Consider the following 13493-nt stretch of genomic DNA (forward strand, 5'->3'; position numbering starts at 1 on the left):
CATCTGAAAACGAAGACAATACTTTCTTCTTGGCGTTCTCTGCGCCTTGGCGGTTTGATCCTTGTGGGAACGACCCTCCTGATAGCCCAGACTCATACTGCGATGGTTGATCTCCGGGGCGAGTATGCAAAGACGCTCATCGAATTGTCGAACACGATCGTCTCCCAACAGGTGAAGGAACCGACCGATTCGAACTTCGGTGCCATTCGATGCGTCCATTGCAATGTCTATCATACACGAGCGTCAGAATCTGTTTTCCCCCTTTTCGTTTCCTACTCAATTACTCATGATAAGAAATACCTGGACGCTGCCGTCAACACAGGCAACTGGCTGATCAGGCAGCAACTTCCGGATGGAAGCTGGAAAGAGACTCCTGAAGATTGGACCGGAACGACGACCGATCAACTCTTGATGCTGGCTGAGACCTACGAGGGGATCCGCCCGAGTCTCTCTGGTGCAGAGCAATCTGCGTGGTTGACGTCGATGCGCAAGGCGGCTGACTACCTCATGAAGATCATGACGCCCGAGTGGGCGAGCATCAATTACGTTGCAACCACCACCGCGACGCTTGTGCGCGTCAATCGCGTTGTGCCCGATCCGAAATATGTGCTGCGTGCGAAGGAACTCGCTCACCGGACAATTTCAAAAATGGACGAGGATGGGTTTCTGACGGGTGAGGGAGGACGAGAGCACGACAACAAGTACGGAGTCGATCTCGGATACAATATGGAGATGTCTCTCTGGGGCTTGGGGTACTACGCCAGGATGGCTAAGGACACGGTTGTAGAAAGTGCAGTCCGCTCTTCACTCCGCACTCACGTGTACTTCATCTACCCGGACGGTTCGCTGGACGCATCCTGGGGGATCCGGTCGAACAAGTGGACGACGTATGGAAGCGCGACGTCGGACGGGTGCCAGGTTCTTTTTACCCTGTTCGCCGCCGACCAGCCCTTTTATGCGACCGCCGCGTACAAGAATCTGGAGTATCTCCGGACCAACATTACGAACGGTTTCATTGGCTACGGTCCCCAGTACTCCGAATTGTTCAACAAACCTCCTTGTGTCTATCCGACCTTCACGAAAGCGAAGAACCTCGCGCTCGCCTATACTCTCGAATCAGGCGCGTTGCGGACTCTCTCGCCGCTTCCTACAGACAAGTCAGGGTGGCTGAAGTACTTCCCTACCGTCCAGGTGGCAGAGGTCCGGACAAAGAATTTCATGGTTTCCATCCCCGCCTATCGGTATAAGGATATCGAGAGGAAAGACAAGAGCAAATACATGTTCCGGCCCACTGGCGGATCCATCTCGAACCTGTGGGTGGAAGGATACGGCTTGCTTCAGGCGTCAAGCCAGACGTTTTACGCCCGCTGGGAACCGATGAGTTTTCCGGAAGTGGACACGGTGATTACCCTCACGCCGCGTATCGAGTTCAGAACAAAAGGGCGCTACTTCACCAACTTGTTTGAATTCGATGGAGTCATGACAACCTCCAGCGAAAGCGACGGATCGCATAGTGTGAAGACAAGCGGCGAATTGAGGGACAAAACCTGGTATGCAGGAGGGATTGCGTACCGGCTCACGCACACGATTCGTGACAATGATCTGGTTAAAACGGTCGAACTGACATACCACGATGCCTGGGAGAGCGTGCAGATCGTGGAGCCGTTCATTCAGTGGCCTGGAATGACTGTCACAATGATCGACGAAAAGACCGTGCTCATCAAAACCCCCCGGAGACAATTTGAGCTCAAAATCATTGAAGGCGACGCACGGTTGGTCCTGGGGAGGGAAGCGGCCCACTACTGGTCGCCGTACCCGGCACTGAAAGCGTATCCGGTGGAGCTTGAAATTGAGAAGCCCGCGACAGGATTCAAACAAAGAGTTTCGTACCGCATCTCGATTGTCGGAGAGTGAAGAAAGCAAACGCTCTCTGGTGCCAATTGAACAATAGAACAGTACTCAGAAAATGATATGAGGGCAATGTTATGAGGCGAACGTCTACAGAAAGAAAACAATCAACAACTCTGCTCCGACCACTTGGCCTGATGAGCAGTGTGAGCCGGGTAATGCTCGGTCTTCTGCTGCTGTGTTCGGTTTCATCTTCGGCCTTTGGTCAGGGGTATGGAACGATCACCGGCCGGATCTATGATGGTGCGGACGGTACTGCGCTCCCGGGTGCGAACGTGCTTGTGAAGGGGACTGCCAAGGGTGCGGCGACGAACAACGACGGGAAGTTCAGAATCAACCAGATTGCGCAGGGGAAGATCACACTCGTGGTTCGCTACCTCGGATACGAGACCGCCGAGCGTGAGGTGATTGTGAAGGCGGATCAGACGGAGGATCTTGAGGTTGCTCTGAAGTCGACGGTGATCCAGCAAAACGAAGTTGTGGTGACTGCCCAGATGAAAGGGCAGCAGGCGGCGATCAACCAGCAGCTTACTTCCATGACAATCTCGAACGTTGTTGCTCGCGACCGGATACAGGAATTGCCTGACAACAACGCCGCGGAGTCTATTGGGCGGTTGCCCGGAGTGTCCATCCAACGTGACGCAGGTGAAGGATCGAAAGTAATCATGCGCGGGATGTCGCCGAAATACAACCCGATAACCATCGAGGGCCAGAAGATTCCCGCCACAGACGCTGTCGATCGGTCCGTCGACCTGACGATGATTTCCTCTGAGATGCTGTCGGGCATCGAAGTCACGAAAGCGAACACGCCGGACAAGGACGGCGATGCTATCGGGGGAACGGTGAATTTCGAAATGAAGAAAGCGGACGCAGGGTGGCAGACACGCGCACGACTTGAGGGGGGGTACTCAAGTCAAGACAAGAGTTATCAGAATTTCCGCGGCAGCCTGAGCGCGAGCAACAGGTTCTTCAATGACGCCCTTGGCGTTCTGATGGAGGGGAACTTTCAGCGCGCCCATCGTCCCTCGGATGAATTCGCGGCCTCCTATTCGGTCAACAACACGGTCGTCAAAATCGACAACACCTCGCTCGTCGATCGATTTGAGACCCGCGATCGATTCGGGGGCAACATGATTCTCGATTACGGGTTCAGCAAGGGATTTATCAAGATGAGCACGTTGTACAGCCGCACAGAGCGGGATGAGACCCAACGGAGAGTCAGGTACCAAATCTCAACATCAATCACTGAAAACTCATTGCGGAAACGGTTTGTTAATATCGATCTTTTGACAAATGTTCTTGCCGGCGAGTACAATTTCGATTTCATGAAAGCGAACTGGAGCACGAACTACGCATCGACCCGCCAGGAGACCCCGTTCCAGCACGATTCACGTTTTGAGGAGCAGGGAGCATTCAACTCTCAGGTTGTCGATCAGGGCCCGGAGAAAGCGATTGCCCAGGCGAAGAACAGGCTCGATCTTTCGTACTTCCGGTATGACTACATCACCCAGCAATGGATCAAGGACGGCGATTTCGCGGGGCAGCTCGACTTCACGGTGCCGATGACGCTTGCGCCGGATATGTGGGCGAAGATCAAATTCGGCGGCAAGTACAAGGACAAGAGACGAGACGTCGACAACGCAGGGCTGGAGACGGAATCGAACGGGCCGGGGAACATCCTCATGAAACAATTTCCGGGGCGTTTCATCAAGACCACGGACGGAAGGGACCTGATGAGCTACATGAACTTCGTCGACGACAGCTTCAAGGCCGAGAATTTTCTCAATGGGCGCTACAATTTCCTGAATGCCCTGTCGGTCGATAAGCTGCAGTCGTTCTACGAAGAGTTCAAAGACTACAGACGTCCTTCAGACCGCAGGCGCTTCTACTTCGTTGACTATCTCGCCGAATTGGACGACTATCTGGCCGGCGAAAAGGTCACCGCCGCATATGCGATGGCCGAGATCAAGTGGGGCACATGGGTGACGGTCATGCCCGGTGTGCGCTACGAGAGGACGGTGAACTGGTATCAGACAAGATTTGGAGAGGTCACAAGAGATGCGACGACCGGCGATGTAATCGCACGTTCCGGCCAGGACACGGTCGGTACGTTGAGTTATGAAGACGTGCTTCCCATGCTCCATCTCCGTTTCAATTTCACCGAATGGGCAGACCTCCGTCTGGCTGTCACGAAGTCAATTTCGAGGCCTGACTATCAAAACCTTGTTCCGCGGAGGAAGATCGACGGCGATGCTCTCGAAGCATATTACGGGAACCCTTACATTGGGCGCATCAAGGCGGTCAACTATGATGCAGCGCTCTCGTTTTACGACGGCCGTCTGGGTCTCCTCGGCGTTGGCGGCTTCTACAAAATTGTCAGGGATATCGACTACATCAAGCAGGGGCTTATCAAGTTCTATGACAAGGCCGATCCGACGAGGTTCACGACCTATAAGCTGTTCCAGCCGGACAACCTCCCCTATGATTCGAGGGTGTACGGCTTCGAATGCGAAATCCAGACAAACTTTCAGTTCCTGCCGAGTCCGCTCGACGGCATTCTCCTGAACATCAATTTCTCAAGGATCTTTTCAAAAACGCTTCTTCCCTACACGGACTACAGTCAACGTGATCCATTCCCTCCGTTCAGGCCGGTTGCCAAGGACACATCCCGCGTTATCCCGATGCCGGGACAATCCGACCGCATCGCGAACGTGACCGTCGGCTATGAAAAGGGCAAATTCTCAGCCAGGCTGTCTCTCATCTATCAGTCCAATGCGCTAGCGGTTATCGGTGAAACGGCGGAGGTCGACGGATATACAGACGATTACAAACGATGGGATCTGACGCTGCAGTACAAACTCCCATGGCATTCATCTGTCATGTTGTCCATCAACAATTTGACGAACCTTCCCGACCGATCATATACGTCGGCGATGCGGTATCCGACAGAGGAGAAGTACTTCGGCTGGACCGCTGAACTTGGAATTCGATTTGAACTCTAGATATCTCACTAACTCACGTTGCATCAATTCCATCATAAGGAGGTTTCCATGAAACAGAGGCACCTTTTTTCAGCCATCGGCATACTCGCAGTCGTGTTGGCGATCTGTACAATCCCCGCCAACGCGCAGCGAATTATCAACGTCCCGCAAGGAATCGGGACGCTGGAACAGACGATCCACGGCGATTCTCTGAACCGCAAAACACAGCCCACAGTGTATGTTCTCCAACGTGGTGGTTACTACGGAACACTGACGTCAGTTGTTAACTTTGATCAACTGAACATCCGTGCAGCATACGGGACGGGAGCAATGCCGATCGTGCGTCCGGCAATCCCGGCCACGGGCAGCGCGTCGCGTCCCTTTGCACCCAAAGGCAATCTGACAATTTCCAATCTTTATATTGTAGGCAAGGACGACAATCAGACAGCTCCGGTCCTCATTACTGACGTTATCCGCCCGACGGCGGGGGGATTGCGTCTCGTGATCGACTCGTGTCATCTAGATCAGGATGGCTCTTCCGCGATTCGCCTGGACAACGCAAACAACAAGGTCTTCATCACTAACTCAATCTTCAGCAACATGGGTGACCAGAACAGTCTGAATGGCAGAATCCTTGACACCCGTGGAACGAACCAGGATACGCTCGTGATCGAGAATTGCATCATCTACAACATCACGGAAAAGTTGGTCCGCACCGGTACTGAAGGTGCCACCGGATTCATGGGCTACTACAGAATCAACCAAAACACGATCGTCAACTGCCCGAATAATACGATGTTCAATTTCGGCAAGGTTAAGACCGGTTTCTACACGAACAACTTGCTGGTCAATTCAGCCTGCATCGGCGACACATCAACGCCGGGCGGAATGTTGATGGCGGATCCACGAACCGATACGCCGCAGAGCCTGACGATTACGAACAACAATTGGTACATCGACACGGCGATCATGAACCTCTACAAGACCATCAAGCCGCCATTCTCGTTGTTCACGCCGCGGCGCAGGAACCTGATGGACACGACGGTTATTCGGATCTCCGCGACGACACGCTCCAAGAATGACACCATCGCGGTCGCATTCGCAACCGGCCTCACGGTCCCGACAGCCACCGTGCTCTCCATGCACGACACGTCGAAGTCTCAAATAACCAACCAGAAGACCAACCTGCCGGCAGCTCCGGGCTCCATCGAGTTCGGCCAGACCCACTATGCTCTCAATCTCAGCTACCCGACCACTTCACCGCTCTATACCGCAGGAACAAAGGGGCAGAGGATTGGCTCGTGGTTGGATTGGAAGATCGCAATGGGAATCGGCGACGGTGGGCATGTGGACGGCATCCCGGCGCAGTATGCTCTCGACCAGAACTACCCGAACCCGTTCAATCCGTCGACAGCTATCAGCTATCGGCTATCAGCGAACAGCCGGGTATCATTGAAGGTATTTGATCTCCTCGGCAGAGAAATCGCGACGCTGGTGAATGGGACGTTCTCGGCTGGTTCGCACACTGTGCAATGGGATGCTTCGTCGCAACCGAGCGGTGTCTATATGTACCGCCTGCAAGTGAACGGCGCATCGCAGACGAAGAAGATGGTTCTCACGAAGTAAGCTGAGGTGCTCTCAGAACCCGTTGTCACTCCCGACTTGCCCCGAAGTTGTTTGTTCGGGGATGCTCCAATCGGCCTGCCCGCCTTCGTGAACTAGATGAGGCAGGCGGGGAGTCCAGAACGCGTTGTCTGGATTCCCGCCTACTACGAGCGGGAATGACAACTGGACATTGAGAGGGTTTTAAGATGTCCTGTAATCCTATTCGGAAGAGCTGGAAAACCAATGGCAAAAGAAATTGATTTTGGACTTCGCACGCCCCTGTACGAGCAGATCGTCAATGACATCAGGGGCAAGGTGGAGCGGGGCGAGCTGAAGCCGGGCGAGCAGATCTGGACACAGCAGGAGCTCGCGGCCAAGTACGGCGTCAGCCTCATTACTGTCAAGAACGCACTCGCCTATCTCGTCAACGAGGGGATCCTCTACACGCGTGTGGGCAGGGGAACCTATGTAGCCGAGAAACAAACGAGGAAAATCAATCTCTCTCCGAACAAGACGCTCGGACTGGTGCTGCGCGATCTGAAGCACCCGTACTTTTCTTTGATCGTGCACAGCGTCGAAGAACGGGCGTACGAGCTCGGATTCAACGTGCTGCTCTCCAGCTCTTCCAATGATATTGAGAAAGAAGAAAACCAGATCAACCACTTCACGTCCATGGGAGTGGATGGACTGATCATCGCATCGCTGTCGCTGGAGTACCGGGCAACCGACTATATTCAGCAGCTGCACAAAGAGAACTTCCCCTACATCATGGTCTCGTATATTCACGACCCGGAGTACTGGTACGTCGGGTCAGATCATGAGCAGGGGGGATACCTGGCGACCGAACACCTGATCAACGTCGGCTACAAATCCATCGGATACGTCCACGTTGGCAAGGGGAACCTGTTGAGCGAGGTTCGAAAGAACGGTTACTATCGGGCTCTCACCGAGCACGACATGCCATTTCTTGCGGACAGTGTTCATGTTCTTGGCTCAACGGAGGAAGACGCAGCAGCCGACCGGTTTCAGCTCGGGTATCAGTTTGGCAGACGGTTCCCAGATCTCAAGAACAGGCCGGACGCGCTCTTTTTCTATAACGACGTGGTGGCTCTCGGCTTCCTCCAGGGCGCCGGCGAAAAGCAGATCAGAGTGCCCGAGGATGTCGCCATCGTCGGATTCGATGACACGGTCATAGCTCGGTATGCGTCCGTTCCTCTCACGACGATTCATCAACCGGTAGATCAAATCGGGAGGCTGGCTGTAGAGATTCTTCAGAAGCGTCTTGAGAAGGGGGACGTTGGAAACAGGACCATTTTCAAACCAACGCTGGTTATCAGAGAATCATGCGGTGCGAAGAAAAGAACAATGGTAAACCAGCGCGAATCCGGCGTTCCGGCAATGGAGTGATGGATGATGCAAACCCGCTGAAGTGTTTCGACCGCTTTTCAGGATTCTGTTGCTCTCAAGTATGTTCCATGAAATTGAAACGATAGAGATGAAGTATGCTATATCCTCAAACGAATAAGAACCGAACAACACTCGATATCTCTGGTATCTGGAAATTCAAGGTCGACCCGGAGGAGGTTGGCGAAAAGAAAGAATGGTTCAGAGGCCTCGACACCGATATCGAAATCGCCGTTCCGGGCAGCTGGAACGAGCAGCTCGAAGAACTCGGCCTCCTGCACTATGTCGGAATCGGTTGGTACGGTACGACGATCTGCATTCCGTCGGAGTTCTCCGGCCGCCGCATCTGGTTGCGGGTTGGCTCAGCGGACTACTCAACCAAAGTCTGGGTCAACGGAACCTTGGTTGGGATCAACGGAAGGGGGTTCCTCCCGTTCGAATTCGAGGTGACGCCGTTTGTGATCGCCGGCAAGGATGCCCTTATTGTGTTGTCAGTAGACTGCCGCCTGACAAACGAGACAATCCCGCAGGGCATCCTGACGCAGGACTACACAGACGAGAAACGACTGCGGGAAGAGACATTCCCGCCGGCCCGTTTCGATTTCTCTCCCTTCGGCGGAATCCATCGGCCGGTAAGCCTTTATGCAACGTCGGTCAGTTACATCCATGACATCAAGGTCGATACGGCGATCCTCCCCGGCCAAAAGGGGACACTCTATGCTCGTGTCGTGGCAAAGGAAGCGGAGGGGATGACCCTTTCTGCACGGATTACGGGGGGATCAGAACATCCGAGCACCACCGCGATCATTCAGAAGGAAGAGACCTCGATCGACCTTCATTTCGACAATTGCCGCTATTGGTCTCCGGCGGATCCGTTCCTCTATCATCTCGTCCTCGAGCTGATGAACAAAGGGGAGGTCGTCGATACTTACACGCTGGACGTCGGTGTGCGCGAAGTGAAAGTGAGCGGAAACTCCCTGCTGCTCAACGGGGAACCGGTGTACTTGCAGGGCTTCGGCAAGCATGAAGATTTCGCGGTCACTGGAAAAGGTCTCGTGCTCCCCGTGGTGGTGAAAGATTTCCAGCTGATGAAGTGGGTTCACGCCAATTCGTTCCGCACGTCCCACTATCCATATGCAGAAGAAATCCTCGCGATGGCAGATCGCCAGGGGTTTCTTGTGATCGACGAAGTGCCTGCGGTCAGTCTCGACATGCGGCATGTCAATGAGCAGACCCTCAAGAATCACAAGGAGTTCATCCGGAAGCTGTTCGACCGCGATCACAACCATCCGTCGGTTATCATGTGGGCCTTGGGCAACGAGCCAAACCTCGTGGGCGAAAATGGATATTACAACGGTTCAGGGAAGAATTACTGGAAAGAGGTCTTTTCCTTCGCGCGGACGCTCGACCCATCGCGTCCGATGATAGTTCCCAACTGTCAACGCGCCGGCCTCGAAGACCCGGTGTTTGAATTCAGCGACATCCTGGCGATCAACAGGTATTACGGCTGGTACGAGTATCCGGGACGTCTTGATTTCGCCGTCAAAGTACTGGAGACGGAGATGGATGCGCTCCATTCCAAGTACGGCAAACCGATGATGATGACGGAATTCGGAGCTGACACGATGCCGGGTCTGCACTCGACATCTGACCAGCTTTTCACTGAACAATACCAGGAAAAACTGCTCGAGATGTACATCAGGCTTCTTCGTTCAAAACCGTACACGGTGGGCGAACACGTGTGGAATTTTGCCGACTTCCGGACGCCGCAGCATTTTCGGCGGGTGCTGCTGAATATGAAGGGAGTATTCACCCGGGCGCGTCAACCAAAACTCGCTGCGTTCAAACTCAAATCACTGTGGACAGACCTAGAGAAGAAATAACGGCGCGGGAAGAATATGTTCGGAATATCTCTCATTGACCTGCTGGTTATCCTCGTCTACGTCGGCGGAGTTGTCTGGCTTGGCTGGCACATGAAGAAACACGTCACCAACTCGGGTGACTATTTCATGGGAAACAGGCGCGGCAGCAAGATCATGATGATCATGAACGCGCTCGGAGCTGGCACACACACAGACCAGGCCATCGCGGTCTCCGGAGCGACCTACGGGATTGGACTTGCGGGCATCTGGTATCAGTGGGTGTACCTGTTTTCAACCCCTTTTTACTGGCTCCTTGCCCCCATTTATCGGCGGGTTCGCTACATCACCACAGGTGATTTCTTCGAGGAGCGATTCGGGTCGAAGCTCGGTTCCGCCTACGCCGTGATGGGTTTGACGTATTTCACGCTCGAGGTCGGACTGATTCTCAAAGGGACCGGATCGGCCATCGATGCGATTACGGGGGGGCAAATCCCCGCCGAAGTCGTGGTGATCCTGCTTACTGTTTTCTTCCTGGCCTATAGTGTGTTGGGCGGATTGGTCTCGGCGCTCTTCATCAATCTGCTCCAGGGGTCTTTCATTTTTGTCCTCTCGTTCCTGTTGATTCCGTTTGCGCTTGCTGCAGGGGGCGGACTGACTGCGATGAAGGCGAAGCTTCCAGAGTATATGTTCAGCTTCGTCGCTCCGCACGAAGTCACGCTTTTCTTCATCGTCATGGCGGTGCTCAACGGCCTTGTTGGCGTTGTGGTCTTGCCTCATCATATGGGTGTTGGCGGGGCGGGGAAATCGGAGATGGGCTGCAGATCGGGGTTCACGTTCGGCAATTTCGTGAAGCGGTTTGCGACTCTCGGGTGGGCTTATGTCGGCGTTCTTGCCGCAGTTCTCTATCCCGGGCTGACGATGGCGAATCGCGAGATGGCGTTCGGCACCGCGGTGACAAACCTCCTGCCTCACGGTCTCATTGGATTGATGATCGCTGCCATGGCGGCCATGGTTCTCGCTGCGTCGCACAACTACATGGTGGGCGGATCTGCACTGTTCACGCGCAATTTCTACAAGAAATACATGAAGCGCGATTCATCGGACGCGAATGATCTGAAAGTAGCGCGCATCGCCGCTCTTGTGGTTGTCGTGGGGGGGGTCGTGCTGGCCCTGACGCTTTCAAGTGTTGTGCAGGGAATAAAGTATGTGTGGCAGTTCACCGCTTTCTTCGGCATCGCGTTCTGGATGGGTGTGATCTGGCGCGGCGCCAACAGATACGGAGTGTGGGCGAGCCTTGTGACGACGGCCGGTGTTTCCTTGTTTACCGGACTGGTCCTTCACTGGCCGCTGGAATACCAGATCGCCGCATATTTACCATCTGGGATTCTGGTCCTCGTGCTTGTAAGCCTGTTGACGAAGCCGGAACCGGAACGCCAGCTTGAGAAATTCTTCACACTGCTGCATACACCGGTTGGAGAGGAATACCGGCTGAAGGAAAAGGGCATTCCCATCATGCTCGAAGGAGAATCTATCGCGGGAATACCGGAGGGGGCAGGGAACGGCACTCTGGAGGAACAGGGGCACAGCTTGCTTCTTGTTGATCTCTTGTCGTTGCACAAGAAATTCAGCTTCACCAGGTACAGCGTCGATGTGAAGGGATTTCTCTGGGCAGTGCTCTTTGTCGCTGCGATACTGGCCGCAGGGGTCTTGACGACCTACATTGGCTAGCTGGCTGGCATGAACCTGCTCAGTCGGCAGAATCGAACAACAATCGCAACCATGGACGTGAAACGCGTGAGAACAATTGTGAGAGATGGCCTTGTTGCCGGAGCACTGCTCCTGGCATCGTTCGCAGTAAGCAGCGCCAGGCAAGAACAAGTATCGCTGCATGATGAATGTTATGAGAGCCTCTCTGTGCTGTCGAAAGCGTTGCTCGACTTGCAGCGAATTGAGAAAGGTGATAAGGAATTTGGTGCTCTCAATTGCCCGGCTTGCGGAGTTCTTCACACCCGCGCTGCCGAAGCAGTCTATCCCTTTGCCGTCATGTTCAAGCATACGAGCGACAGGAAATATCGGGATGCTGCGATCCGGGTTGGCAATTGGCTCATCCGCCAACAGCAGCCGGAGGGGCAATGGATCGAGACGCCGTGGGCCTGGACCGGGACAACAGCCGATCAACTTCTCATGATGGTGCGGGCATTTCCGATTCTGAGTCCGGCTCTCTCGGCAGAAGAAGTCCTGAGATGGAAGGGTTCAATCAAGTCTGCTGCAGATTACCTCGTTCGTGTTATGAGTCCCGATTTTGCGAGCATCAATTACTGTCCCACTTCGGCGGCCGCGCTGGCAATGACCGGAGCCCTGATCCCGGATGCTGCGTATCGCGAAAAAGCGCGACTGCTGGCTCACTGGACAGTTGCGAAGATGGACGAAGATGGGTTCATCCAGGGTGAAGCGGCGCGATCATTCGGTGTGAAATATGGGGTGGATCTCGGCTATGAAATGGACATGTCCCTCTGGGGTCTTGCATTGTATGCCCGGGAAACAAGGGACCAGGATGTCGAGCAAGCCGTTCGGCGGTCTCTCGCGAAGAACCTTCCATTTGTGTACCCCAACGGCGCGATCGACGGTTCCTGGGGAAGCCGGTGCTATAAGTGGACGACGTTTGGGAGCAAGACTGCGGACGGTCCCCAGATTCTCTTCAGCCTGTTTGCTCAGGAAGACCCCCGGTACGCGACCGCTGCTATACGGAATCTGCGCTACCTTCGCACGATGATGCGTGACGGATTGATCGGCAACGGGCCGCATTTCTGGAGAGTATTCTCTGATCAGCTGTGCAACTATCCCACGTTCGCTCGTGCGAAGAATCTGGCCCTTGCCGTGGAGCTTGGATTTCAGGGCATGTCGTCCATGCCTGCTCTCCCGTCTGAAGTCCCCGGCTGGCTAAGGTACTATCCTACAGTGAACATGGCGCTTGCTCGCTCTGCTAATTTCATGGTGACCATTGCAGGGTATGGATACAAGGATCTCACCAACACGAATGGTGGACAGTATAACCAGCACCCCACCGGAGGCTCTGCGTGTAACGTATGGGTGAAGGATTATGGCTTCCTTCAGACGTCGAGTCAGACTACCTATGTTCGGGGAGAGACGATGCATATGCCCATCGTGAAGGACACTGTGATCTGTCTGACGCCCCGGATCGAGTTTTCCGACACGAACGGCTATTTCACGAACCTGTATGAATTTGAAGGAAGGATGAGTACGCACTCCTCCCGCGATACTGTTGCATGGATATCCACCACCGGAGAGCTCAAGAATGAACGATGGTTTCCGGGTGGCGTTGGATACACCTGGTCGCATGCGATATTCGATAATGCGATCGAGAAGACGGTCACGCTCCGGTTCCATGATCGCCAGCCCGTTGTACGGATCGTCGAGCCGATCGTGGAAGAAGAAGGAATGACGTTTGAATATGTCTCCCCGCGCACAGTCATCATAGTCGGAGCAAAGCGGAAGTTCTTATTTGAGATTCTGGTTGGAGACGTTCAAGCGAAACAAGGGGAACGCGCCTCCCGCTATCTTTTCCCATTCCCCGCCATGAAATGCCACCCTCTGGTCATGGAAGTCCATCCCCCGAAGGACGGATTTGACCAGAAGATCAAGTATCGTCTGACAGTGATGGACGCAGCAACGAAGAGTTCAAACCCCCGATAGCCTGAAACAGATGTCATCG

The 13493-nt window shown here is 54.2% G+C and carries 7 protein-coding genes; all 7 read left to right on the forward strand.

Features of this window, described 5'->3' with window-relative positions; all coding sequences use genetic code 11:
* The first annotated feature begins 63 nt into the window (after nucleotides 1–63).
* The 7 genes from NTU47_13830 (at nucleotide 64) to NTU47_13860 (ending at nucleotide 13474) form a co-directional block, all read left to right on the forward strand.
* Nucleotides 64–1914, forward strand: coding sequence for a hypothetical protein (locus NTU47_13830; GenBank protein ID MCX6134887.1), 1851 nt, complete (start codon nucleotides 64–66; stop codon nucleotides 1912–1914).
* 71 nt (nucleotides 1915–1985) lie between these two features.
* A complete protein-coding gene (locus tag NTU47_13835; GenBank protein MCX6134888.1) occupies nucleotides 1986–4910 on the forward strand; it encodes a TonB-dependent receptor in 2925 nt (974 codons plus the stop codon).
* Between the two features lie 48 nt (nucleotides 4911–4958).
* The gene (locus NTU47_13840; GenBank protein MCX6134889.1) at nucleotides 4959–6515 is read left to right on the forward strand and encodes a T9SS type A sorting domain-containing protein; all 1557 of its coding nucleotides are present in this window, start codon (nucleotides 4959–4961) and stop codon (nucleotides 6513–6515) included.
* 222 nt (nucleotides 6516–6737) lie between these two features.
* Nucleotides 6738–7901: a GntR family transcriptional regulator gene (locus NTU47_13845; protein MCX6134890.1), complete on the forward strand. Its 1164-nt coding sequence runs from the start codon at nucleotides 6738–6740 to the stop codon at nucleotides 7899–7901.
* Nucleotides 7902–7996: 95 nt separating this feature from the next.
* Nucleotides 7997–9781, forward strand: coding sequence for a beta-glucuronidase (gene uidA, locus NTU47_13850; protein MCX6134891.1), 1785 nt, complete (start codon nucleotides 7997–7999; stop codon nucleotides 9779–9781).
* 15 nt (nucleotides 9782–9796) lie between these two features.
* Nucleotides 9797–11488 carry a hypothetical protein gene (locus NTU47_13855; protein ID MCX6134892.1) on the forward strand — a complete coding sequence of 564 codons (1692 nt, stop codon included), beginning with the start codon at nucleotides 9797–9799 and terminating at the stop codon, nucleotides 11486–11488.
* 9 nt (nucleotides 11489–11497) lie between these two features.
* Complete coding sequence (locus NTU47_13860) at nucleotides 11498–13474, forward strand: hypothetical protein (protein MCX6134893.1); 1977 nt, start codon at nucleotides 11498–11500, stop codon at nucleotides 13472–13474.
* The last annotated feature ends 19 nt before the right edge of the window (nucleotides 13475–13493 follow it).

This window comes from Ignavibacteriales bacterium, assembly GCA_026390595.1.
Classification (GTDB): Bacteria; Bacteroidota; Ignavibacteria; order UBA10030; family UBA10030; genus UBA9647.

Bases quoted from the DNA above. Each gene is read 5' to 3' on its own strand.
- NTU47_13840 (MCX6134889.1), top strand. From the start codon at position 4,959: ATGAAACAGAGGCACCTTTTTTCAGCCATCGGCATACTCGCAGTCGTG.
- NTU47_13835 (MCX6134888.1), top strand. From the start codon at position 1,986: ATGAGGCGAACGTCTACAGAAAGAAAACAATCAACAACTCTGCTCCGA.
- NTU47_13845 (MCX6134890.1), top strand. From the start codon at position 6,738: ATGGCAAAAGAAATTGATTTTGGACTTCGCACGCCCCTGTACGAGCAG.
- NTU47_13855 (MCX6134892.1), top strand. From the start codon at position 9,797: ATGTTCGGAATATCTCTCATTGACCTGCTGGTTATCCTCGTCTACGTC.
- NTU47_13860 (MCX6134893.1), top strand. From the start codon at position 11,498: ATGAACCTGCTCAGTCGGCAGAATCGAACAACAATCGCAACCATGGAC.
- uidA (MCX6134891.1), top strand. From the start codon at position 7,997: ATGCTATATCCTCAAACGAATAAGAACCGAACAACACTCGATATCTCT.